Genomic DNA, 25,464 nt, shown 5'->3' with positions numbered 1-25,464 from the left:
AATTAAAACAGGCAGTAGAAAATTCGCAGTTTAAATTACTGCTCTGACTTTATTATTCTAATTATACTTTAAGGAGGCCAAATTATGAATGTAAAGAAGAAAGGTGAAGTTTATCGCTGTGAAATCTGTGGTAATGTTGTTGAGGTAAAAGAAGCTGGTGGAGGCGAACTGGTTTGTTGTGGGGAGCCGATGAAATTAGAAGAATAATTAAAAAAATAATCTGGGCCCGGGGTTTATACTCCGGGCTTTTAAATGCTTTAATTTGAAATAAATTATAAAATTTAATTATTTCTTAAAGGATTTCGCTCTGCTTGCGAGAAGTTATAATAATAGAAATTAATCCAAAAATAGTTTAAAATATTAAATTGAATAACTTTAAAAGAACTTCGGGGAGGAAATTTATAAAATGAATTATTTTGAAAAGAAAAAAATAAAAGATATTCTGGAAGATAAGATTAATGATTATAAAGATGTCATTGTCATGGGCTGGGTAAGAACTAAAAGAGTTTCAAAAAACATTGCCTTTATAGAAATCAATGATGGAAGTGCTTTGAAAAATTTGCAGCTTGTTATTTTAAATCCTGAGCAACATCCTCTGGCTGAGATTAATACTGGTGCAAGTATTAAAGTCAAAGGTTATATTGATAAAGTTGAGGGTAGAGAACAGGATGTAGAGATGAAAGCAGAAGAGATTGAAATTATTGGGGAAGCACCAGAAGATTTTATTCTTCAGAAAAAAAGACACAGCTTTGAATTTTTAAGAGATATTGCCCACTTAAGAGCCAGAACCAACACCTTCGGGGTTGTAAATCGCTTCCGTAGCAAAATGTCTTATGCAATCCATGATTATTTTTACAATAAGGATTTTAAATACATACATACCCCAATTATTACTTCTGGTGATGCAGAGGGAGCCGGGGAAATATTTAAGGTGAGTACACTTGATTTTGATAGTTTACCCCGTACTGAAAAAGGGGAAATTGATTATTCTCAGGACTTCTTTGCTCAGGAGACAGGTCTAACTGTAAGTGGACAACTGGAAGCAGAATTACTTGCTACAGCTTTAGGTGATGTTTATACTTTTGGGCCAACTTTTAGAGCTGAGAACTCTAACACCTCCCGTCATGCTTCAGAATTTTGGATGATTGAACCAGAAATGGCTTTTTGTAATCTGGATGAAATGATGACATTAATGGAAGATTTTATTAAAAATTTATTCAGGTTTGCTCTGGAGGAAGCAGAGGAAGAGATGGACTTCTTTAATCAGTGGATTGATGAAGGTCGCCGGGAAATGATCGAAAAAATTATTGAAGCTGATTTTGGTCGTATAACCTATACAGAGGCAATAGAGATTTTAGAGAATTGTGACCAGGATTTTGAATATCCAGTTAGCTGGGGTGTAGATTTGCAATCTGAGCACGAAAGATATTTAACAGAAAAGCATTTTAAAAAACCAATTATGGTTAGAGATTATCCAAAAGAAATTAAAGCATTTTATATGCGTCAGAATGATGACAATAAAACTGTTGCAGCTGTAGACTGTCTGGTACCTGGAGTTGGTGAGATCATCGGCGGAAGTCAGCGTGAAGAAAGATATGATAAACTAAAAAGCAGAATGGAAGAACTGGAAATGGATCTGGAAAAATATGAGTGGTTTTTAGATATAAGAAAATATGGTTCAGTACCGCATTCTGGTTTTGGACTTGGTTTTGAAAGACTGCTAATGTATCTTTCAGGAATGCAAAATATTAGAGATGTTATTTCATTCCCACGTACACCGGGTAACGCTAAATTTTAACTATAATTAATTATTTTTATAAGAGGAGAAAAGAGATGTTAATAAAGAAAAAAACATTACTGATTATTATAATTGCAGTATTTTTTGTTGCAGTTATAAATTTTTCGCTCTTTGCAGCTGAGAACATTAAAAGTGAAATTCTAATTTATTCAGCTGAACCAGAAGGAGTCATGGCAGCTGTTGCTGCTGCGCGGCAGGATAAAAAAGTTACTCTGGTGATGAAAAGAGAAAAGCCGGGAGGTTTAATGACCTATGCTGCTCTCAATTTTCTGGATTTAAATTATGATGGAAACTCAAATAATATAAATAAAGGATTATTTTCAGAGTGGCATCAAAAAGTTGGCGGATCCATTTCTTTTACTCCTCAAAAAGCTGAAAAAGCATTTATGGAAATGCTGGCAGCAGAAGAAAATATTCGAATTATTAATTCAGCTCAACTGCAGCAAGTTAAGCTAAATAATGATACAATTAAATCGTTAAGAATAAAAAAAGGAAATCTTGTTTATAATATAGAGTCTGATTTTTATATTGATGCTTCTCAGGATGGAGATCTTGCTGCAGAGGCAGGAGAAAAATTTTTCCTGGGTACAGCTGATATGAATTTAAAAAATAGCTGGATGGCTTCTACTCAGATCTTAAAGTTTTCCAATGTTAAACCTGCAAGACTAAAAGAGGCTCTTAAAAATAATAAATATCGGGCAAGTTATTTTAGAGATGATCATGCCTGGGGTTTTTCTGAATTTGGCAAAAGTTATCAGCCGCAGGCTTCAAACTTACGTCTGCGGGGTTTAAATATTGTTTTTATAAAGAATCAAGAAAGCTATGACGCTTATATCAATGCACTGCTTTTATTCAGGGTAAATCCTCTATTAGAATCATCTCTTAAACAGGCAAAAAAGAAGGCTGCAGTAGAAGCAGAATCAATACTCGTTTATCTTCAACAAAACTTAGCTGGCTTTAAAAACTCAGAACTTGCTGATTTACCGCCTGAACTTTATCGTAGAGAAAGCAGACATTTTTTAACAGAGTATCAGCTTGGTGTGGATGATTTATTTCGTCAGAAAATATTTTTTGATGCTATAACTCTGGCATCTTATCCGCTGGATTATCAGGCTGCGGATCATGATTATCCAGGTTTTGTGCTTTTTAATCCAGAATACTATTCTATTCCGTTAAGGTCTTTAATTGCTCGAAAAAATAACAATTTATTGATAGTTGGACGCAGTAGTGGTTATAGTTCTCTGGCAGCTGCCAGCAGTCGAGTTTTACCGGTTGGAATGAATACGGCAGAAGCAGCAGCTATAGCAGCTGCCGAGGCATTAAATAAAAATAAAAATCTGCTGGAGATTGCTAAAGATAAAGCAAGTTTAAATAAAATTCGGTTCAATTTAAATCTTGATTTAAGTAATTATCCTCTCGAAAAACCAATTATAAAAGAAGAGAAACTGTTATTGAGCCTGGAAAAATTACTTTCCTGGGGGATTACTATTGGTGGCTATAATAATAATTTTAAATTAAATATTATTCCTACGGAAAAAGAATTTACAGCTATAATTTTAAAAATCATGCAGAAAAAGGAAGCAGAAACTCTATACGAATGGGTTCCTGGTAGTCTTGAAACTTTAAGTAGAGATCAAAAATTGAGTACTTATAATGCACTAAAATTATTGCTGGCAGCAGAAAGTCAGCGGGTTTTAGAAATGGAACAGAAGGATTATTTTAAGAAAGCTCTAGAATTAAAATTAATACCTGAAGATTTAGAAGGTATTTTGGCTGAAAATAGAAATATGAGTCGCAGAGAAATGATTATTTTGTCAGCACATTTTTTAGATCGTTTTAGAACTCCATCGGAATTGAAATACATAAGGGGTGAATAATTTGACTAAAGCCAGCTACCATACATATTATCCCTCACCAATTGGTATCTTAAAAATTGAGTTTAATAACCAGGCATTATTAAGAGTTGAATATGATGATCATCTAAGGGAAGTAAAAAACAACTGTCAGAAAAATTTTTATGAAGATCCAGAAATTTTAAAGATTTATAATCTGATTTTTGATCAATTAAATCAATATTTTATGGGGCAGAGAAACTTTTTTGACATTCCTATTCAACTTAGCGGAAGTTATTTTGAGTTAAAAGTCTGGAAATTCATTCAGAAGATTCCTTATGGTAAAACATTTTCATATTCAGAACTGGCAGCAGCAATTGGAAATTCAGGTGGTGCAAAAGCAGTTGGTCATGCAAGTTCTCGTAATCCCATTGCAGTTATTATACCCTGCCACAGAGTGATTGCCGCTGAGGGTAAACTCAGTCATTATTCAGGTGGAGTCTGGCGTAAAGAATGGTTATTAAAACATGAAAATAATAGAAGTAAAAAATTAGAAAGGAAGATTTCTTTTGTCTAAAGAATTAAAACAAAGAACAGAAATTGATGATAAATATAAGTGGAATTTAAATGATATTTATGCTGATGATGAAACTTTTGAGACTGAACTGGAACTGGTATTAAAGAAAGTTAAAAATATTAAAGATTTAAAAGAAAATTTTACTGAAAGCGCTGATCAATTACTTTCTTCTTTAAATGAAATTATTGATATTGAAGAAAAAACAGCTCGGTTATACGCCTATGCTCACATGAAATATGATCAAAATACGCAACTGGAAAAATATCAGAACTACAAAAATAAAGCAATGATGTGTTATAATAGATTGTCTGACTCAACCTCTTTTATGGTTCCAGCTATTATTCAGCTGGGCGAGGATAGATTAAATAAGTATAAAAAAGAAAATAGTAAGCTGGAATTTTTCGATCATTTTTTTGATAATATCTTAAGACAGCAAAAACATTATCTTTCTGCTGAAGAAGAAAAAATTCTGGCTTTAGCGGGAGAAGTTACACAGAGTTCAGAAAACATATTTAGCATGTTAAATAACGCTGACCTCGAATTTCCGCTGATTAAAGATGAAAATAATCAAGAACTGCGTCTGACTCATGGTAGATATATTGACTTATTAAAAAATGAAGATAGAAGAGTTAGAAAAGATGCTTTTGAGGGAATGCATGGTGAATATCAGGATTTGGAAAATACCTTTGCAGCTGTACTTGACAGTTCAGTTAAGGGAGATATTTTTTATGCCCGTGCCAGAAAATATAACAGTGCACTGGAATCTGCTCTTGATAATGATAATATTAGTACAGAGGTTTATAATAATTTAATTGATACGGTTTCGGATAATCTCAAGCCACTGCATCAGTACATGGAACTAAAAAAAGAAATGCTAGATCTGGATGAGCTTCATATTTATGATACCTATACACCATTAATCAAGGAAGTTGACCTTAAGTTTGAATATGAACAAACAAAAGATATAATAAAAAAAGCAGTTAAACCGCTGGGAGAGGACTATATTAATAAGGTTGAAGAGGGTTTTAATTCGGGCTGGATTGATGTTTATGAAAATAAAGGTAAACGTTCCGGTGCTTATTCCAGCGGCTGTTATGGGGTTCATCCCTATATTCTGATGAACTATACTCAGGATATTAGCAATCTCTTCACTTTAATCCACGAGATGGGACATGCTATGCACAGTTACTATTCCAATAAAAATCAGCCCTATTTATATGCCGATTACAAGATTTTTGTAGCTGAAGTAGCCTCAACTCTAAATGAAAACTTACTTTTAGATTATATGCTAGAAAATGCAGAAAGCAGAGAGGAAAAACTCTATCTTTTAAATTACTTTTTAGAAGGTTTTAGAGGAACCGTTTACAGGCAGACAATGTTTGCTGAATTTGAAAAAATGATTCATGAGACTGTAGAGACGGGTGAAGGGTTAACTTCTCCGAAAATGAAAGAAATGTATAGAAAGTTAAATCAGAAATATTTTGGTAAGTCTCTTGTAATTGATGAAAAGCTGGACTATGAGTGGGCCAGGATCCCTCATTTTTACTATAACTTTTATGTTTATAAATATGCTACTGGCTATTCTGCCGCAGCTGCCCTGGCTGAAAAAATCCAGACAGAAGGTGCAGAAGCTGCAGCAGATTATTTAGAATTTTTAAAAGCTGGAGGTAGTGATTATCCTCTTAATATTTTACGAAAAGCTGGAGTTGATATGGAAAAGTCGGATGCTATAGAAAATGCAGCTGCTAAATTCAAAAAATATCTAAAACAGCTGCAGAAGTTAATATAAATTAGTTCTTTTTCAATTTATTCACTAAAGAAATTAATGATATCCTGAGCACATCTTTCTTTTTCAACATCATTGACGATTACATGGGATGATTTTTGATAGATTTTCTGATCTATTAAAAATTGTCCCATTTTTTTATTTAAATAATTTTTAATCCGTTCACTGGCTACCTGTTCATCATTGTTGGATAAGATAAGTTGGGTTGGGGTTTTTATTTTAGAAACATTTTTTCTTCCTTTTTTCATTAATTTATATAATTCAGCCAGAGCCTGAGGATAATAATTAAAACTGTAGTTATTATGATAATCAATTTCTGCTTTTGATAAATTTCTTTTATCAATTTTGAAATTATTGTCCATTTTTTTAATAAAATATTTAAGATAAGGAGCAAAAACTATATTTTTGTTGACTGTAAAAAAGGCTGGGGCAACAAGTGATAATTTATCAACTTTAAAGTTTGAGGCTACCATTGCTGCCAGCAGTCCTCCCATTGAAAGACCTGAAATATAAATTTTTTGATAATTATTTGCTAAAAAAAGATAACTATCTACAGCTTTACGCAGCCACTGTTCAGCACTGCTGTTTAAAAAATCAGATGTATTAGTTGCATGGCCGGGCAATCTGGGTATATATACAGCTAAATTAAGCTGATTATTAATTTTTTTTGCAACAAAATCCCAGTTGCTGCTTTTGCCTCCAAAACCATGGATTAACAGTACTGCTGTATTTATTCTATTATCATTAAAACCATATTTAATCTCTCTTCCAAGAGGATTAACCTTTGTTAAGCTATCTATTTCATTTAATTGCAATTTAAACCCTCCATTTTTTCTCTTTCTTTAATCTTATTATATCATTTATTAAAATTCAAAAGAATATTATTTTAAATTCATAAATAAAAGTGATAGAATGATATTTAGAAAATAAATTTAAACTGCAGGAGGTGAAAGGTTTAATAGTTTAAACTATTAAACTAAAATATGAATGATAAAATTAAAGAACGAGCAAATTTTTTAAGAGATAACATGATTCTAAGCACTCAGGAACTGGTTAGGATCCCCAGTGTTGAGGCAGCTGCTGAAGCTGATTATCCTTATGGTAAAGAAGTCTATAAAGCACTGGCTAAAGCGTTAGAAATCTCTGAGAAATTAGGTTTTAAAACAAAGAATATAGATAATCAGGCAGCTCATGTAGAAATGGGAGAGGGAAAGGAAGTGCTTGGCCTGCTCTGCCATCTGGATGTGGTACCTGAGGGTAGTGATTGGACATATCCTCCTTATGCTGCTGAAATTCATGATAATAAGATATATGGTAGGGGAACTATAGATGACAAAGGGCCTGCTGTTGCTGCTCTTTATGGAATGAAGATTGTGCAGGAACTTGGAGTTGAGTTGAATAAGAAAGTGCGATTAATTCTCGGTACTAATGAAGAGTCGGGCATGGCTTCTCTTGATTATTATCTGAAAAAAGAACAAATGCCTGATCTGGCCTTCAGTCCTGATGCAACCTTCCCCGCCATCCATGCAGAAAAAGGGATTTTAGATCTTAAATTTTCAGCCAGCCTAAAAGTTGAAAATCAGAAAGGCCTTCAGCTTCAAAAAATCAGGGGAGGAAATGCGACTAATATGGTTCCTGATTATGCAGAAGCAGTGATTTCAGGAATCAAAAAAGAAAAATTGCTGGAATTGCTATCTGATCTTGAATATGATAAAAATCAGTTAAAATTAGAGTCAGAAAATGAAAATTTAAAACTAAGCTATCATGGCATTTCAGCCCATGGGAGTATGCCGGAAGATGGTAAAAATGCTATTTCGTATTTAATTTCTGTACTGGCTGAGCTTCCATTTGTAAATTCAGGAGTAAAAGATTTTTTGGATTTTTATAAGAATAAAATTGGTCTTGAATACGATGGTGCTTCAATTGGTTGTAAGGATCAGGATGATGTACCAACTGCTTTAACTTTTAATACAGGTATTATTAAAGGAGATCAGTCGAAGATAGAATTTATTGTTAATATTCGCTATCCTGTTAAATCCAGTGCTGAAAAAGTAGTGGCTGACATTAAAGAAAATCTTAATCGACTTATTGAAGTGGAATTGTTGAGCGATGCCGAACCATTATATGTTGCAAAAGATGATCCATTTATCAAAAAGCTGCTTTCAGCCTATCGAGAATTTACTGGTGATGACAGTGATCCAATAGCTATTGGCGGTGGAACCTATGCTCGTAAAGTTAAAAAGGGGGTAGCATTTGGACCTCTCTTTCCAGGACAGCCTGAACTGGCACATCAAAAAGATGAAAATATTAGAATTGATGATCTGGTTAAAAGTGCTGCTATTTATGCCAAAGCAATTATTGATATAGCCGGGGTGAACGAAAATGAATAGACAGGCAGAAGAACTGATAAAATTTATTGATAATTCCCCAACTGCTTTTCATGCAGCAGCAGAATTGAAAAAACAATTAAAAAAGGCGGGTTTTAAGGAACTAAACGCCGCTCATAAATGGGATTTAAAAAAAGGAGAAAAATATTTTGTTAGCCGTAACGATTCTGCTCTAATAGCTTTCGTTACTGGCAAAGATTTTTTGAATCAGGGTCTGAGAATTATTTCTTCCCATACTGACAGCCCGGGATTAAAAGTGAAACCAGACCCAGTAATTAACAGTGATGGACAGTATGTATTAAATACTGAAATTTACGGGGGGCCAATTTTAAACACCTGGTATGATAGGGATTTATCACTGGCCGGTAAAATTGTACTCAAATCTGAAAATTCATTTGAGTTAAAAGAACGACTAATTGATTTAAATAAAAATTTGGCTGTGATACCCAATCTGCCAATTCATCTTAACAAAGATGTTAATCAAAAAGGGGAAATTGATCAGAAAAAAGGTCTGCGCGCCTTACTCACTCAGGATTTAGAAAAAAATAATGTTAAATCAAATTCTAAAACTGATTTAACAATTAAGGATTTAATTGCCCAGGTAAGTGACTTTAGTGCAGCTGAAATTTTGGAAACAGAATTATATCTTTATCCGACTCAAAAAGCTCATTTTTTGGGACCAAACCAGGAATACATCGCAGCTGGCCGCCAGGATAATCTGGCTATGGTTCATGCTTCCTTAAAGGCTCTCCTGATGTCTAAGGTAGAGGACTGGACTCAAATGGCTATTTTTTATGATAATGAAGAAATCGGGAGCCATACTCCTCAGGGAGCTGACTCTCCTTTTGCTGGAGATTTAATTGAAAGAATAATTTACAATCTGGGAGCAGACAGAGAAGATTATTACAGAATTATAGAAAAATCATTTCTGATTTCTGCTGATATGGCCCATGCAGTACACCCAAACTTTAGTGAAGAATATGATCAAAACAACAGACCCTTATTAAATCAAGGTCCTGTTATTAAATATAATGCTAATTTAAAATATACCACTAATGCAGGTACAGCCGGGGTGCTGATTGATTTAATGCAAAAAAATAATATCTCCTATCAAATTTACAGTAATCGTACTGACAAACGCGGCGGCTCAACAATTGGGCCCATTGCAGCAACACAGCTGGGAATTAAAAGTATCGATCTGGGTAATCCTCTGCTGGCAATGCATTCCAGTCGAGAATTGGGTGGTAGTTCTGATCAAAAAGAAATGATTAAGTTGATGAATTTATTTTTTCAGCAAAAGTAGCTAGGAGGAATCACTGTGACAAACTTTAGTTTTTCAAAATTAGAAGATAGAGAAAATACAATGTCGGCTAAATGGGATAAAAAAAGCGATATTTTTGGCAACGAAAATATTTTACCGATGTGGGTTGCTGATTCTGACTGGCAGACAGCTCCTTCAGTTAAAAAAGCTCTCCAAAAGAGGGCGGAAGCCGGAATTTTTGGCTATAGTTTTGCTGATCAAAGTATTTATGAGGCAGTAGAGAACTGGCTTAAGAGGAGATTTGACCTTGAAATTGAGAGAGATTGGTTATTGTTTGATACAGGTGTTGTTCCAGCAATAAATTTTACTCTGAAGGCGATTACTAGAGAGAATGATGCTGTAATTATTCAACCCCCTGTTTATCGACCCTTTTTTGGCGCAGTTAAAAATAATAACTGTCATCTTATTAAAAATCAATTATTAAAAGAAGATAATCACTATCGAATGGATTTAAATAGTTTAAAAAGAGATATAGAAAGAGCAGAGGATAAGGGTCAGAAAGTAAGAGCAATGATTCTCTGCAGCCCCCATAATCCTGTTGGTCGGGTCTGGCAGCAGGAGGAGTTGGTGGAGCTTCTTCGTCTGCTTAAAAATAAGGGCATCTATCTTTTAAGTGATGAAATCCATTCTGACCTCATCTATCCAGAATATCAGCATACGCCAGTACTTAAATTACTTTTGAAGCAGGAAGAATTTAATGATTATCGACAAAAGGTAGTAAGTTTTATGGCTGCCAGTAAGACTTTTAATATTGCAGGTTTACATACTTCCTATACAATTATTGAATCAGAAAAAATACGCAGGCAATATCAAAAAACAAAAGATGGCTTTGGAACTGGAAATAGCCCTTTTGGTCTGCTTGCACTAAGGGCAGCCTATAATGAAGGAGAAGATTGGTTAGAGGCACAGATGAAGTATTTAGCAGCAAACTATAATTTTTTAAATGAATTTCTTAAAAATGATTTACCAGAGATAAAAGCAGTTGCCTCCGAAGGAACTTATTTAGTCTGGTTGGACTGCAGTGGGCTTGGTTTTAAAACTGATGAAAAATTAATTGAATTTATGAACAAAAAAGCAGAGGTTGGTCTTAATCCGGGGCGTTGGTTTGGAGATGCGGGCTCAATGCATATGCGGCTGAATCTTGCCTGTCCCCGTCAGAGACTTAAAGATGGGTTAGAGAGAATCAAAGCTGCTGTAGAATCTTATTTATAAAATGAAATAAAAGAAAGGAAGTTTTTATTTGACAGATGTAATAATAATTGGAGGTGGTCCAGCAGGGATGATGGCTGCTCTGCAGGCTGCCAGTAATAAGAATAAAGTTACTTTAATCGAAAAGAATAAAAATCTTGGCAAAAAATTATTGATTACGGGTAAAGGACGCTGTAACCTGACAAACTATTCGGATTTAAATCAGCATATAAAAAATATTATAGATAATCCTCAGTTTATGTACAGCTCTCTGGCCGAATTTGACGCTTACAGACTTTATTATTTTTTTGAAGGACTGGGTCTGCCGCTCAAAATAGAAAGAGGGGACAGAGTTTTCCCGGAATCCAATCGCTCACAGGATGTACTAAAAGTTTTACAGAAAGAATTATTTAAAGCAAATGTTGGGATAATACAGGATCAGGTTGAAGAAATAATTATTAATGATCAAAAAGCTCAGGGAGTAAAATTAAAATATCAGGGCCAGCTTAAAGCTGAAAAAGTAGTTCTGGCGGCCGGAGGCAGTTCTTATCCACAGACAGGTTCTGATGGTAGTGGATTTCAACTGGCCAGAACCGCAGGGCATCAAATTATCACTCCCAGACCCGGGCTATGTGGTTTAACAACCAGAGAAGACTGGATATATGAGGCAGAAGGTTTAAAATTAAAATACGTAAATCTTAAATTATTGAAAGATGGAAAAGAAATTTTCAGTCAATTTGGAGATGTAGAAATTAGAAGTAATTATTTAGATGGACCAACTATAATTTCTGCTTCAATGTATATTGACGATGATTCCGAAAATTATCAGCTAGAAATTGATTTAAAACCAGCACTTGATTATCAAAAATTGGATCAGAGACTTTTAAGAGATTTTGACAGATATTCTAACAAGTTTTTTGGTAATAGTCTGGGCGATCTTCTGCCGCAGAAGCTAATTCCTGTAATCTTAGGTCGTTCTTCTATTGAATATAAAAAAACAGTAAACCAGATTACTGCAGCGGAAAGGGAAGAGCTGATACACTTGTTAAAGAATCTAAAATTAAATATTAAAGCAAAAAAAGGATTCAAAAGGGCAATAGTTACGAGAGGTGGAATCAGTACCGAAGAAATTGATCCGGGAACAATGGAATCCAGGTTGATTAAAAATTTATATTTTGCAGGAGAGGTAATAGATCTTGCCGCAATGACCGGGGGTTATAATCTACAAATAGCCTTTTCAACAGCCTATAAAGCAGGAAATAATTTGAGTTAGATAAAAAATAACCGCAGCCAAGTGACTGCGGTTCTAATTTGAAAATTAAATTGTGAATCTTTGATATAGTAAATTACTCAGCGTCTTCTTCGTTACCCTGAAGTTTTTGAGTTATTACCTGATTAACAGAGTTCATTAACTGATTAAAATGGTTCTGTGCTTCATAGAATTCAGAGATTTTATCATTTTGCTTCATCTTTTGTTCCATCATCTGTAATTCCTGCTTTTGTTCATCACTAACCTGCTTACCATTCTGCTGCATCATTTGTACCTGCTGATATTTAGCATTTAAGTTATCAAGCATTGATTTTGCGTCTTCATCTTCTACCATGATTTCTTCTTTTTCTTTTAATTCCTGAAATTCCTGTGAGTCAACAATTGCTTCTGCAAGATCTTCCGCATGTTCCATTACTGTTGCCATTAATATTCACCTCAAATTAAATATTTAAATTTTTTCGTTTTCTAACAACCATATTTATGTTAACATCCACTACAACTTATGTCAAATAAGAATAGCATTAGGGGGAATTAATTATGTCAAATGAGTTAAAAATTGAAGTTTATTCTAAAGATTGGTGTCCATACTGTAAAAAGGCAAAAGCTTTTTTAAAAAGTAAGGGCCTTAGTTTTACTGAAATTGATATTAATGAAAAGGATAATTATGAGGTAATGCAGAAGCGAACTGGAGGAAAAACTGTACCTCAGATAATAATTAATGATCAGAGTCTTGGGGGCTATGATGATCTAATTGAGTTAGAAAACAAAGGTGAATTTAATCAATTGATCGGTAGAGAATCAAAAGACCTTTCAACCAAAGAATGGGAACTTATAATTCTGGGAGCCGGGCCAGCTGCTTTAAATGCAGCTCTTTATGCAGCGCGTAAAGGTATCGATCTTCTCTTATTGACTAAGGATATAGGAGGACAGGTAATTACTACTAATGAAATTGATAATTATTTAGGGAAAGCAGAAACTACAGGTGCAGAGCTGATCTATGATTTTTGGGACCATATTGCTAAATACGAAGTAGAGACTGTAATTGGAGAAGAAGCCGTAGAAGTTGTGGCTGGAAAACAGGGGAAAGTTATTAAAACAGATAATGGAAAAGAATATTCAACTAAAGCTGTATTAGTTGCAACCGGTGCTCAAAAAAGACACTTGGGTATGAAACAGGAATATGTATTAACAGGTAAAGGGGTTCATTACTGTGCCAGCTGTGATGCTTTTCTTTATAAAGGCCAACCGGTTGCTGTAGTAGGTGGAGGAAACTCAGGCCTGGAGGCCGCTTTAGATCTGGCTAAAATTGGTTGCAAAGTTGATCTGATTGAGCTGCAGGATAAACTAATGGGAGATGAATACCTGCAGGAAAGAGTAAATAATAATCAGGATATAACTGTTCATACTTCAACAACAGTAGATCAAATTATTGGTGATAATAAACTGGAAACAGTGATAATTAAAAATGTTATTGATGATTCAACAGAAGAACTGGATATCAATGGTTTATTTATAGAAATTGGACTGGTTGCCAATAGCGCTTTTGTTAGTGACCTTTTAGAAACAAATAAGCAAAAAGAAATTATTATTAACGAGAGAAACGAAACAGGTGTTGAAGGTATCTGGGCTGCAGGTGATGTAACAGATATTATTGATAAGCAGATTATTATTTCAGCTGCGGAAGGTGCTAAAGCGGCCCTGAGAATTAATCATTATTTAAATTAAATTATTAAAGATCAATTAAATAATTAAACTGACTATTAAGGGTCATTTCTGTAATCTGGAGATGACCCTTTTTTTATCAAAGAAATTTGCCAGATATTATAATACTATGTATAATATAAACAAATGGAGGTGGATAAGATGGCTGCAGAAGAAATTCAAAAGCACATATTTATTTCAGGTAGAGTTCAAGGAGTCGGATTTAGAGCCTTTACTCGTAAACAGGCAGCTGTTTTGGACATAAAGGGATGGGTAAAAAACCTTAGAGATGGCAGAGTAGAAGTTAAAATTAAAGGCAAAAAGAATAAAGTAGAGAAAATGATTAATAAATTAAAAGAGGGACCTTCATTTGCTCGTGTTGATAACTTTGAAGTTAAAACAGAAAAAGCTGACGATTTTAATGAATTTGAAATACGGTTTTAATTATTTTAATAAATGAAAAAGGTTAAATTTTAAGCTGGAATAGAAAAAGAGGTGATTAAATTGGCTAAAGCTTTACTGGCTATTGATCTTCAGAACGATTTTTATGAAAATGGGGCTCTGGCTGTTCCCCAGGCTTCAGAAATCAATGCTAAAGTCAATGAACTTTTAGAATCCGACAAATACAAACTAATAGTTGCCTCTCAAGACTGGCATCCTGCTTCTCATCTTAGTTTTGCTTCGAATCATAATCAGGAGCCATTTACCCCTTATAGTGATGATCAGGGGCTGGGCCCTGTTTTATGGCCTGATCACTGTATTCAGCAGTCAGAAGGAGCAAGATTTAATTCTGAGATTAAAACTGTTCAATTTGACTATATAATGCGCAAGGGAAAAGATAGAGAGGTAGATAGTTATTCGGCTTTTCAGGATAATGATGGTTCAGATCTGGGGCTGGCCGGGCTCTTAAAGTCACTTGCAGTTGACGAAGTTGATATTGTAGGTTTAGCATTTGACTATTGCGTTAAATATACTGCTCAGGATAGTATTAAAAATGGTTTCAAAACAAATATTATTCTGGCCGGTACTAGAGCGGTAAATCCGGATAAAGTTGAGAAATTAAAAGCAGAATTAAAGGCTGCTGGAATAAATTTAAAATAATAAAAATTAAAGCAATATCGAAATTATTTTTAAAAGCAGCAAAGATTAAAATAAGAACAAATATATCTTTAAAAAGGAGAGAATTTATTTGGATAAAATAGAACTTATGGCGACCAGTACTTTTGGCATGGAAGCCCTGGTCAAAAAAGAAATAAATGATTTAGGTTATAAAATTAAGGAAGTTAAAAATGGCAGAATTACCTTTGAGGGAGATCTGCAGGCAATTGCCAGAGCAAATCTATGGCTGCGAACAGCCGAAAGAGTACTGTTGAAAATTGGAGATTTTAAGGCACGTGATTTTGATCAACTCTATGAGGGAGTTAGAAGTCTAAACTGGCCCCAGTGGCTGCCCGAAAATGCAGAATTCCCTGTTAGTGCCAAGTCCATTGATTCCAAGCTGAGCAGTGTTCCTACCTGTCAGTCAGTTACAAAGAAAGCTGTAGTTGACAGAATGAAAGCAGAATATCAAAGAGATTGGTTTGATGAAGATGGCCCACTTTATCCTATTGAGCTGGCCCTTTACAAGGATCGAGCAATCTTAACAATTGATACTTCCGGTACCGGTCTCCACAAGAGAGGATACAGAGAACTTTCAGTTAAGGCTCCAATTCAGGAAACAATTGCAGCCGGGATGGTTTATTTAAGCCGCTGGGATAAGGATAGAATTCTAATCGATCCTTTCTGTGGTTCAGGAACAATTTTAATTGAAGCCGCTATGATGGCCAAAAATCAGGCTCCTGGTTTGAAAAGAAAATTCAACTCAGAAAAATGGCCGATTTTTAATGATTTCGAATGGCCCCGGGCCAGAGTTGAAGCCAAAAAAGCTAAAAAGATTAATGTTGAGCCGCGGCTGATTATGGGTTATGATCAGGATTCGGAGGCGATCAGCATTGCCCGCTATCATGCCAAACAGGCAGGGGTAGAAGATATAATTCATTTTCAGGAACAGAAGTTTAAGGATTTTTCAACCAATCGTAAATATGGTTATATAATAACCAACCCTCCCTATGGTGAAAGAATGGGAGAAAAAGAAGAGGTAGAAGAATTATACAGGGAAATGGGAGAGAAGTTCAGAAAATTAGAGACCTGGTCCTATTATATTATTACCTCTCATTCTAAATTTGAAGAACTATTTGGTAAAGAAGCCAGTAAGAGAAGAAAACTTTACAATGGTGGGGTAGAGACTCAGTACTATCAGTATTATGGTCCCTGGCCGCCAAAGAATTGAGGGAGTTAAATGACTAAATTAAGAAAATATTTTCCTCATCTTGCCGGTCTGGTCTTTAGTTCAATATTTGGCTTTTCATTTTTATTTACCAAGGAGGGACTGGAGCTAATGTCTCCATTCCACTTACTTGGTTTTCGTTTTGCAATTGCTTTTATTTCCTTGAGTATTTTAAGAATTACTGGTATAATAAATATCAATTTGAAGGGTAAAAACTTAAAAAAGCTAATTCTTTTAGCTTTTTTTCAGCCCGGAATTTATTTCATCTGCGAAACTACCGGGATGTTATATACCACCTCTTCTGAAGCCGGAATGATGATTGCTTTAATACCCGTAGCAGTTACAATACTTGCGGCACTAATTTTAAATGAAAAACCCACTTTTATTCAGAGTATCTTTGTAGGTTTATCTGTTGGGGGAGCTTTTTTTATTATTTTTAATCGGGGAGCAGCTCCGATTGCTTCTAATTACTTTGGTTTACTTTTGTTGGGAGGAGCAGTTATTGCAGCGGGATTTTATAATATTATATCCAGACAGCTTTCTCTGGAGTTTAGACCGGTAGAAATTACATATGTAATGATGGGTTTTGGAGCTTTAATTTTTAACATAATTGCGATTTATAGAAAGAATTTTGAACTGAGTAATTATTTTGATCTTTTGCTGGAAAAAGATGTTTTAATATCTGTGATTTATCTGGGTGTTTTTTCGTCAGTAGTGGCTTTTTTTATGATGAATTACACTCTTTCTAAAATCACAGCAGCAGAATCAGCTGTTTTTGCCAATCTGACCACCGTGGTTTCTATAATTGCCGGGGTCGTGTTTAGAAATGAGCCGTTTTTTAAATTCCAGGTAGTGGGAGCAGTTTTAATCATAATTGGTGTCTGGGGGACAAATTACTTTGGACGCCCCGTAGTAGAGAAAGGAGAAGAAATTTATGAAAAAGTATAATGTAGCAGTAGTAGGAGCAACAGGTTTAGTAGGTAGAGAAATGCTTAAGACTCTAAGTCAGAGGGATTTTCCAATTGATCAGCTTAAGGTAATTGCCTCTGAGCGTTCTGAAGGTAAAAAAATTCAATTTGAAGATAGAGAATTAACCGTAGAATCTGTCAGGGAAGGTACTTTTGAGAGCATAGATATCGCGCTCTTTTCTGCCGGTAGTGGAGTCTCAAAAGAAGTGGCACCTCAGGTAAAAAGTGCTGGCGGGATTGTTATCGATAATAGTAATGCTTTTAGAATGGATCCGGATGCTCCTTTAGTTGTGCCGGAAGTTAATGGAGAAGATTTAAGAGAACATCAGCAGATTATTGCCAATCCAAACTGTTCGACTATTCAGATGGTAATGCTTTTAAAACCACTTGCCGAAAAATTTGGTCTAAAAAGATTGGTCATAAATACCTATCAGGCAGTTTCCGGGGCTGGCAAAAAAGCAGTTGATGAGTTAATAGAGCAGACTAAGGCCTATTTAAATAAAGAAGAAATCAAAAAAGAAAATTTTAATCATCAGATTGCCTTTAATGCAATTCCACAGATTGATGTCTTTTTAGATAATGATTATACAAAAGAAGAAATGAAAATGGTAAATGAGACTCATAAAATTTTACACGATCCTGATTTACCGGTAACAGCAACCTGTGTTAGGATACCTGTAATTTTTGGGCACGGAGAATCTTTAAATATTGAACTGCAGAATGATTTTAAAATTGAAGCGGTCAAGGAATTGTTCAGTCAGACTAAAAATGTAGAAGTAATTGATAATCCTGCAGCAGAAGAATACCCCCTCCAGATTGACACTGAAAATAATGATAATGTTTTAGTAGGCAGAATCAGAAGAGACAATTCGGTGGAAAATGGAATCAATCTCTGGCTGACAGCAAATAACCTGCGTAAAGGTGCGGCTTTAAATGCTGTTCAGATTGCAGAATATTTAGTGGAGAATAACTTAGTTTAGAACTAAAAAGATTTTCTTAAAATTATAAAAGCTTAATTCTGCTTGTTTTTTATTTGGTTTATATGTATAATAGTATTAACGCTTTGGACGGGTTTCTATTATATTTTCAATTACAGGCAGAATTAAGTATTTTTTTTGTGTAAATTTATTTGAATGGAATTATTAAAAAATAAATATGTAGTTAAGGAAGAATGTTTAGATTGTTTGGAATAAGTTTTTAGATTTGTTTTAAAATACTATGGAGGTGTTTTGTTTTTTAAATGAGTGATAACAATAAAATAAAGAATGTTTCAATGACCAACTTAGGTGGAGTCGGAGAAATTGGAAAGAATATGTGGGTTCTGGAAATTGACGATGAAATGTTGATAATTGATTCGGGTGTTAAATTTCCAGAAAATGACTTGCTTGGAATAGACCTGGTGATTCCTGATTATGATTATGTGATTAAGAATAAAGATAAGATTAACGGGATTGTTTTAACACATGGTCATTTAGATCATATAGGAGGGCTGCCCTATTTATTAAAGGAAATTAATGTTCCTATTTATGGAACCAAACTGACCCTTGGTCTTTTAGAAGGCAACTTAAAGGAGCATCGACTCTTAAAAGATACAAGATTAAAGGTAGTTCATCCTGGTAAGCAGTATCAGGTTGGTAATTTTGGAGTTGAATTTGTAAGAGTAAATCACAGTATCGCTGATACTTGTGCTCTTGCTATTGAAACTCCGCTGGGTTCAATTGTTTACGCCAGTGATTTTAAATTTGATCAGACTCCTATTGATGGAGAGGTTGCAGATTTTCACAGGCTGGCAGAACTTGGAGATAGTAAAGAAGGTGTTCTGGCCCTGTTTTCTGATAGTACAAATGTTGAGAGAGAAGGATATACATTATCAGAAAAAGTGGTGGGCGAAACTGTTGATGAAATACTCAGGGGAGCAAGAGAGAGAGTAATTATTGCGACTTTTGCTTCTAATATTCATCGGGTTCAGCAGGTTGTAGATGCAGCCTTTAAATATAATCGAAAAATTGCCTTTTCCGGCCGCAGCATGCTTAATAATGTTGATATAGCTCGCAGACTTGGTTATTTGCAGATACCAGAGGACATGATAGTTGATATTAGAGATATAGAAGATCTGCCTGATAGTAAAGTAACTTTATTAACAACCGGAAGTCAGGGTGAGCCTTATGCTGCTCTAACCAGAATGTCTCGCGGAGACCATTACCATATCAACATTAAAGAAGGAGATACAGTTATGATTTCTGCTTCTGCAATTCCAGGTAATGAAAAATTTGTTGGTCAAACTATCAACAAATTATATCGTCGAGGAGCTAATGTTATTTATGAAGATGTTTCTGGTGTTCATGTTTCCGGTCATGCCAGTCAGGAAGAATTGAAATTAATGCTTAATCTGGTTAAGCCGAAATATTTTGTGCCTGTACACGGTGAATACAGACATCTTTACAAACATGCTGATCTGGCAGAAAAAGTTGGTATACCACGGGATAATATTTATATTTCCGACGTTGGTGATAAGATTAAATTCACTGAAGAAAAGGTCGAAAAAGACTATAATGTTCAGTCCGGGGATGTTTTAATCGATGGTCTGGGCATTGGTGATGTTGGTAATATAGTGTTAAGAGATAGAAAATTATTATCAGAAGATGGGATAATAATTGTTGTTGTAACAATTGATAAAAATGGTAATATTCTGGTTGGTCCAGATATTATCACCAGGGGTTTTGTTTATATCAGAGAATCTGAGGAACTTATTGAAGCAGCGACAAAAAGAGTTGAGGATGCACTTAAAGACTGTGAAAATAATAATGTAACAGAGTGGTCAGTGCTTAAAAATACTATCCGCAATTCACTTAATAATTATATTTACCAGAAGATAAAAAGAAATCCGATGATTTTACCTGTGATTATGGAAGTATAGAAACTGAGCTTAAATTAACCAGCTGTGTAAAAGCAGCTGGTTTTAAATTTGAACATATGTTTCTAAGTGTGATATAATGCATATTGTAGAAAGGGAGGAATTAAAATTGAATAGTTTACAGGCAATTTTTCTTGGTTTAATTCAGGGTTTAACAGAATTTATTCCGGTTAGCAGTTCCGGTCATTTAGTAATTGCTCAACATTTTTTTAAGATAAAGGAAGATCAAATTTTATTTAATGTTATTTTACATATCGGGACTTTGATTCCAATTTTTATTATTTTCTGGCAGGATATTAAAGATATGATTTTATTAAAGCAGGAAAAAAGGAAAGAAACATTTTATATATTACTGGCGATCATACCAACGGGAATTATTGGAGTTTTATTTGAAGATTTTTTTGAGAATCTTTTTTCAAATGCTTATTTAACAGCTTTAATGTTAATTGTAACAGGCCTTATTTTATATATTACTGAAAAAATTGATGGAGGAGAAAAGGAAGTAGCGGAATTAAAATTCTGGCAACCAATAATAGTCGGTTTGGCTCAGGGAGGGGCAATAATACCGGGGATTTCACGTTCTGGTACTACAATTGCAGCTTCTTTATTTCAGAATCTGAATAGAAAAGCAGCAGCTCGATTTTCATTTTTAATGTCAATACCGGTTATTGGTGGAGCTGGTTTTCTGCAATTTTTAAAAGTAGTAGATAGCGGAAGTTTTGATTTAGAGCTAAAAGTTGTTTTGCTCGGTTTTTTTTCAGCAGTAATTTCAGGTTATCTGGCAATTAAAATTTTGTTAAAAGTGCTGGCAGAAAAAAAATTAAACTATTTTAGTTATTACTGCTGGTCTGTAGCTGCTGCAGTTATTATAATTAATTTAATCAGCTAATTAAATTATAAATATAGAAAATCTTGTTATTTTGATTTTTTTAATTAATATTAGAGTTTTAAATATTTAATTTTTAATAAATTAACAATTCAGGAGGGGCAGAGATGAGTGAGCAAAAAACTGATTCTAGAATTGAAAAAAGAAAAAATGAGATTCTGGGTCTCTTTTTAATTACCTTTGCTGCAATTAGCTATTTTGCTATTTTTAGTCATTCAGCAGGTCTGCTGGGTAATTATATTAGCCGAGCTTATTATTTTTTGGTGGGAAGCGGCAGCTATATTCTGCCTCTTTTATTTATCTACTGGGGTATCCAGCTTATTCGGTCAAAAAAAATAAAGTTTTCAGGCAGATTTTTAGGGCTTCTTGTTTCATTTATTGCGATTATATCTATTATTAATTTAAATGAAGGTGGAGGATTTTTTCTTAATACACCTCAAAATGCAGCAGGCGGAATCATTGGAAGCACTATTAGCTATTTTTTGACAGAATTATTCGCTGTAAATGGAGCCTATATTATTCTATCGGTTATATTATTAATTGGAATTCTTTTATTATTTGATCTATTTTTACATAATATTTTTCAAAAAACCAAAGCGCAATTTTTAGCTTTTAAAAGTTTATTATTAAGTTTAAATGATAAAATTAAAGATTTTTTTGCCAATCTTTCGTTAGCTAGATTTAATATTTTTGCTAAAATAAAGAAAATGACTGCTGCAAGAAAGCAAAAAAAGCAGGCTGAAAAGAAAAAAAGAGAAGAGCAAAATAGCATTGTTCGAGCAGATAAAGGTAAAAAAGATAAGGAAAAAGCAGAAATAGCCGAAAATACTAGCCTTAATCCAAATCTGGCTGAGAATAAAACTAAGCAAAAAACGAATAAAAAGCAAAATATTGATAACAAAAAGCAGGGAGAGGAAAAATCTAATTCTGTTGAATCAAATACGGAAATTACTGAAGATTTTGATATCACTAGAGATCAGTCAAAAAATGTTAAAGATCAGGGTGAAAAACATGGTGATTATACTCTGCCCGGGATTTCTCTTCTAAATGATTCCGGGAAAAAGAAAGTTAAACTTGCAAATAAAAGTGAACTGCTGGAAGAAACACTAAGCAGTTTTGGAGTTGAAGCAAAAGTAATAAATGTTAACCACGGACCAACAATTACACGTTATGAGATTCAACCAGCCACCGGAGTAAAGGTCAGCAAAATTGTTAATCTTTCTGACGATATAGCTCTCGCCCTGGCAGCCAGAGATGTAAGGATAGAAGCGCCGATACCAGGTAAGGCTGCAGTGGGAATTGAGGTTCCTCATGGTAATGATATTACAGTTTCATTTAGAGATGTTATTGTATCAGAAGAATTTCAAAAAGCTGAAGATAAACTTACCCTTGCTCTGGGAAAAGGAATTGATGGTGATACTGCAGTCTTTAATCTGGCTAAAATGCCTCATCTCTTAGTTGCCGGTGCGACTGGTTCAGGTAAGAGTGTCTGTATTAATACCTTAATTAGCAGTATTCTTTATCGTGCCACTCCAGAAGAGGTTAAATTATTACTTGTAGATCCGAAAAAAGTAGAACTAAATATTTATCAGGGTTTACCTCATCTAATAACTCCTGTGGTTACAGATCCCAAAAAAGCAGCCAATGTATTAAAGCTTGTTGTAGAAGAGATGGAAAATCGCTATGATTTATTCTCTGAAACCGGAAGCAGAGGAATTGAATCTTATAATAAACAGGTTGATGATCCCGAGGATAAATTGCCATATATTGTAGTGATAATTGACGAATTGTCTGATTTGATGATGGTAGCTGCTAATGAAGTTGAAGATAATATTTGTCGGCTGGCTCAAATGTCAAGAGCAGCAGGTATTCATTTAATAATAGCTACTCAGCGACCATCAGTCGATGTAATTACTGGTTTGATTAAGGCAAATATTCCAAGTCGGATTTCTTTTGCTGTTTCATCTGCTACTGATTCTCGTACAATTTTAGATATGGGAGGAGCAGAAAAATTACTGGGTAAAGGAGATATGCTTTTTGCTCCGGTTGGTATGCAAAAGCCTCAGCGAATTCAAGGTTCCTTTTTAACTGATCAGGAGATTTCTGAAATAACATCTTTTGTTAAAGAACAGGCGACAGCCGAATATAAAATAGAAAAAGATGATATTAAGGAAGTGGAATTATCAATTGATGATGAGCAGGACGAATTATACGAAGAAGCAGTAAAGCTAGTTGTCAAGTATAGAGCCTCTATTTCTATGCTGCAGAGAAGATTACATATTGGCCATTCTCGGGCAGCAAGGTTGATCGATACTATGGAAGAAGATGGCATTGTAGGTCCCTATGCTGGCAGTAAACCTCGCGAAGTTCTGGTAGAAGAAGAAGATCTGGAAGCAATTTTGAATGGTGAATATGAGGATGAGCAAAATAAAAATAATGATCAAAAGAGTTAAAATCTTGACAAAAAAATTGAATTGTGATACTATTTAGGTAGTTGTCAGACAGGTAAGACGTCTGAAGAAAGGAGGGGTGGACTGGGAATTTGGATATACTAAAACATGATAAGAGACCACTTTATTTAAAGATTAAGGAGCACATTGAAAACTTAATTGATCAGGAGATTTATGAGGCAGGAGACAAACTTCCTTCTGAGACAGCTTTTGCAAGAGAATTAGATGTCAGCAGAGCCAGCCTGAGAGAAGCGCTGCGAGTCTTAGAAAAAGAGGGTAAGATTATTAAAAGTCAGGGGGTAGGAACCTTTGTTTCAAAACCAATTCCCCGTTTTAAAAGAGGAATTGAAGAGCTATTTAGTGTAACTGATACAATTAAAAATGAAGGCTTTACCCCGGGAACAAGAGGTTTGGAAATTAAAAAGACAAAAGTTGACAAACATCTTGCTCTAAAGATGAATATTAACGAGGATGATCAAATATTAAAATTACAGAGAATAAGAACTGCAGATGAAAAACCTGTTGTTTTCTGTATTGATTTTTTAAATACAAATCTTTTTCCAATTAATATTGATGATGATTTTAGTCACTCTTTATTTGATCTACTGGAAAATAAATATGACTTAAAAATTAAATATGCTGTGGCAGAAATTATACCAGTTACTGCCAAAGGAAAATTAATGGAAAAATTAAATGTAAAAAAACACAGTCCAATATTACTTTTAGAACAGATGCATTATGATGAACAGGAGAGATTATTTCTATATTCAAAAAATTATTTTAGAAGTGATCAATTCCAGTTTAAAGTCTTAAGAAGTAGGTAATTTATTAATTATTTTTAATATAGTTAATTTTGGAACAATTAACTAAAATTGAAGTGTTTTATGTTGCAAATATAATATAAAAATGTTATATTATAATTGCAATTCACAAATTTTGGTACCATTAAAAAAATATATGAGGGGGTCATTATTTTGAAAAAAGTTTTAAGTTTAGCTATTGTTTTTGCCTTTGTTATGATGGTGGTATTTGCCGCAGTTCCAGCAGCTGCTCAGGACACTAGAGTAGGTATTGTTTTATCTACTGGTGGTCTTGGAGATCTATCATTTAATGATGCAGCATACCGCGGTCTGCAGAGAGCAGAAGATGAACTGGGTATTTCATTTGATTATATTGAACCTGCTGATCCTTCTGAAGATCAGACAGCCTTACGCCGTTTTGCTTCCAGAGGTTATGATTTAGTTATCGGTGTAGGTTTTCAAATGGCAGATAGTTTAAGAACTGTTGCTGGTGAATATCCTGATACAAAATTTGCTCATGTTGATCAGTATTTTGAAGATATTCCTGATAACATTGTCAGCCTTAACTTTGCTGAATGGGAAGGTTCATTCCTTGCAGGTGCTCTTGCCGCACTGACAAGTGAAAATGGTAATGTTGGTTTTGTTGGTGGAGTAGATTTTGCTTTAATTCACCGTTTTGAAGGTGGTTTCTATCAGGGTGCAAGATATATTAATCCTGATATCGAAATCCAGAGCAGATATGCTGATGATTTTGGTGATCCAGCAAGAGGTAGAGAAATTGCACTTGGTATGATTGATGATGGTGCAGATGTAATTTATCATGCAGCTGGTGGTACAGGTTCTGGAGTTTTCCAGGCAGCTGAAGAAGAAGATATTTATGCAATTGGTGTAGATTCAAATCAGAACTATGTTGCTCCAGGTCATGTAATTGCAAGTATGCTTAAAAAAGTAGACAATGCTGTATTTGATACAGTGAAATCTGTTGTAGAAGGTAATTATCAGGGTGGTAACAACTTATACTTTACCCTGGCTGATGGTGGTGTTGATCTAACCAGTTTAACTGAAGTTGGCCAGCCAGTATTAGATGCTCACGATAATGGAACAATTACTGATGAAGAATTGGAAACTATCAGACAAATGAAAGAAAATGTAACTTCTCCTTATGCAGATCGTATCGCTGAAATTAAAGAAATGATCATTAATGGCGAAATCGAAGTAGAAAACTGGGGAGAAACTGGCAGACCTGATAACCTTTAATAA

The 25,464-nt window shown here is 34.4% G+C and carries 22 protein-coding genes; 20 read left to right on the top strand and 2 right to left on the bottom strand.

What is annotated here, in order from left to right:
- The first annotated feature begins 84 nt into the window (after positions 1-84).
- The 5 genes from DFR80_RS09005 to pepF all read left to right on the top strand — a co-directional run bounded on the left by DFR80_RS09005 (position 85) and on the right by pepF (position 5,996).
- Positions 85-207, top strand: a complete 123-nt coding sequence (locus tag DFR80_RS09005) for a desulfoferrodoxin FeS4 iron-binding domain-containing protein (RefSeq protein ID WP_076543520.1) — start codon at positions 85-87, stop codon at positions 205-207.
- Between the two features lie 199 nt (positions 208-406).
- Entirely contained in the window at positions 407-1,798 is a 1,392-nt protein-coding gene (gene asnS, locus DFR80_RS09000; RefSeq protein ID WP_076543519.1) for an asparagine--tRNA ligase, read from the top strand.
- A 35-nt stretch (positions 1,799-1,833) separates the two neighbouring features.
- Positions 1,834-3,675 (top strand): FAD-dependent oxidoreductase, encoded by a 1,842-nt coding sequence (locus DFR80_RS08995; protein WP_114489779.1) that lies wholly within the window; start codon positions 1,834-1,836, stop codon positions 3,673-3,675.
- Between the two features lies 1 nt (position 3,676).
- Complete coding sequence (locus DFR80_RS08990) at positions 3,677-4,207, top strand: methylated-DNA--[protein]-cysteine S-methyltransferase (RefSeq protein ID WP_076543517.1); 531 nt, start codon at positions 3,677-3,679, stop codon at positions 4,205-4,207.
- Positions 4,200-5,996, top strand: a complete 1,797-nt coding sequence (gene pepF, locus DFR80_RS08985; RefSeq protein WP_114489778.1) for an oligoendopeptidase F — start codon at positions 4,200-4,202, stop codon at positions 5,994-5,996. The genes DFR80_RS08990 and pepF overlap by 8 nt, the downstream gene beginning before the upstream one ends.
- Positions 5,997-6,013: 17 nt before the next feature.
- Here the strand turns inward: pepF and DFR80_RS08980 are convergent, their stop codons facing one another.
- Complete coding sequence (locus tag DFR80_RS08980) at positions 6,014-6,808, bottom strand: carboxylesterase (RefSeq protein ID WP_076543515.1); 795 nt, start codon at positions 6,806-6,808, stop codon at positions 6,014-6,016.
- Between the two features lie 168 nt (positions 6,809-6,976).
- On the opposite strand from DFR80_RS08980, the gene pepV reads away from it, so the two are divergent.
- Genes pepV through DFR80_RS08960 form a run of 4 tightly spaced genes read left to right on the top strand, consistent with a single transcriptional unit; the run spans position 6,977 to position 12,162 of the window.
- The gene (gene pepV, locus DFR80_RS08975; RefSeq protein ID WP_076543514.1) at positions 6,977-8,383 is read left to right on the top strand and encodes a dipeptidase PepV; all 1,407 of its coding nucleotides are present in this window, start codon (positions 6,977-6,979) and stop codon (positions 8,381-8,383) included.
- A complete protein-coding gene (locus tag DFR80_RS08970) occupies positions 8,376-9,683 on the top strand; it encodes a M18 family aminopeptidase (RefSeq protein WP_076543513.1) in 1,308 nt (435 codons plus the stop codon). Before pepV ends, DFR80_RS08970 begins: the two co-directional genes overlap by 8 nt.
- A 15-nt stretch (positions 9,684-9,698) precedes the next feature.
- Complete coding sequence (locus DFR80_RS08965; RefSeq protein ID WP_114489777.1) at positions 9,699-10,913, top strand: MalY/PatB family protein; 1,215 nt, start codon at positions 9,699-9,701, stop codon at positions 10,911-10,913.
- A 28-nt stretch (positions 10,914-10,941) separates the two neighbouring features.
- Complete coding sequence (locus tag DFR80_RS08960; RefSeq protein ID WP_076543511.1) at positions 10,942-12,162, top strand: aminoacetone oxidase family FAD-binding enzyme; 1,221 nt, start codon at positions 10,942-10,944, stop codon at positions 12,160-12,162.
- A gap of 73 nt (positions 12,163-12,235) precedes the next feature.
- On the opposite strand, the gene DFR80_RS08955 is transcribed toward DFR80_RS08960, so the two are convergent.
- Positions 12,236-12,583: a YlbF family regulator gene (locus DFR80_RS08955; RefSeq protein WP_076543510.1), complete on the bottom strand. Its 348-nt coding sequence runs from the start codon at positions 12,581-12,583 to the stop codon at positions 12,236-12,238.
- 113 nt (positions 12,584-12,696) lie between these two features.
- Here DFR80_RS08955 and grxC point away from each other — a divergent pair, with 113 nt between their 5' ends.
- From grxC to DFR80_RS08900, 11 genes are all read left to right on the top strand, one after another.
- The gene (gene grxC / locus DFR80_RS08950) at positions 12,697-13,884 is read left to right on the top strand and encodes a glutaredoxin 3 (protein WP_114489776.1); all 1,188 of its coding nucleotides are present in this window, start codon (positions 12,697-12,699) and stop codon (positions 13,882-13,884) included.
- 138 nt (positions 13,885-14,022) lie between these two features.
- On the top strand, positions 14,023-14,304 hold the full coding sequence (locus tag DFR80_RS08945) for an acylphosphatase (protein ID WP_076543508.1): 282 nt from the start codon (positions 14,023-14,025) through the stop codon (positions 14,302-14,304).
- Positions 14,305-14,364: 60 nt separating this feature from the next.
- Complete coding sequence (gene pncA, locus DFR80_RS08940; protein ID WP_076543507.1) at positions 14,365-14,961, top strand: bifunctional nicotinamidase/pyrazinamidase; 597 nt, start codon at positions 14,365-14,367, stop codon at positions 14,959-14,961.
- Between the two features lie 88 nt (positions 14,962-15,049).
- Positions 15,050-16,189, top strand: a complete 1,140-nt coding sequence (locus tag DFR80_RS08935; protein ID WP_076543506.1) for a class I SAM-dependent RNA methyltransferase — start codon at positions 15,050-15,052, stop codon at positions 16,187-16,189.
- Between the two features lie 9 nt (positions 16,190-16,198).
- Complete coding sequence (locus tag DFR80_RS08930; RefSeq protein ID WP_114489775.1) at positions 16,199-17,134, top strand: DMT family transporter; 936 nt, start codon at positions 16,199-16,201, stop codon at positions 17,132-17,134.
- A complete protein-coding gene (locus DFR80_RS08925) occupies positions 17,121-18,134 on the top strand; it encodes an aspartate-semialdehyde dehydrogenase (RefSeq protein WP_076543504.1) in 1,014 nt (337 codons plus the stop codon). The genes DFR80_RS08930 and DFR80_RS08925 overlap by 14 nt, the downstream gene beginning before the upstream one ends.
- Before the next feature lie 260 nt (positions 18,135-18,394).
- The gene (locus DFR80_RS08920; protein ID WP_076543503.1) at positions 18,395-20,071 is read left to right on the top strand and encodes a ribonuclease J; all 1,677 of its coding nucleotides are present in this window, start codon (positions 18,395-18,397) and stop codon (positions 20,069-20,071) included.
- Between the two features lie 106 nt (positions 20,072-20,177).
- Positions 20,178-20,957 carry an undecaprenyl-diphosphate phosphatase gene (locus DFR80_RS08915; protein ID WP_076543502.1) on the top strand — a complete coding sequence of 260 codons (780 nt, stop codon included), beginning with the start codon at positions 20,178-20,180 and terminating at the stop codon, positions 20,955-20,957.
- 104 nt (positions 20,958-21,061) lie between these two features.
- Positions 21,062-23,407: a DNA translocase FtsK gene (locus DFR80_RS08910; protein ID WP_114489774.1), complete on the top strand. Its 2,346-nt coding sequence runs from the start codon at positions 21,062-21,064 to the stop codon at positions 23,405-23,407.
- 89 nt (positions 23,408-23,496) lie between these two features.
- The gene (locus tag DFR80_RS08905) at positions 23,497-24,228 is read left to right on the top strand and encodes a GntR family transcriptional regulator (protein WP_114489773.1); all 732 of its coding nucleotides are present in this window, start codon (positions 23,497-23,499) and stop codon (positions 24,226-24,228) included.
- A gap of 150 nt (positions 24,229-24,378) precedes the next feature.
- Positions 24,379-25,461 (top strand): BMP family protein, encoded by a 1,083-nt coding sequence (locus DFR80_RS08900; protein WP_076543500.1) that lies wholly within the window; start codon positions 24,379-24,381, stop codon positions 25,459-25,461.
- Positions 25,462-25,464 lie beyond the last annotated feature (3 nt).

It is taken from the genome of Halanaerobium sp. ST460_2HS_T2, assembly GCF_003337665.1.
Taxonomy (GTDB): domain Bacteria; phylum Bacillota; class Halanaerobiia; order Halanaerobiales; family Halanaerobiaceae; genus Halanaerobium; species Halanaerobium kushneri.
The sequence above is the reverse complement of the archived record's forward strand: the minus strand, read 5'-3'. Positions and strand labels throughout refer to the sequence as shown.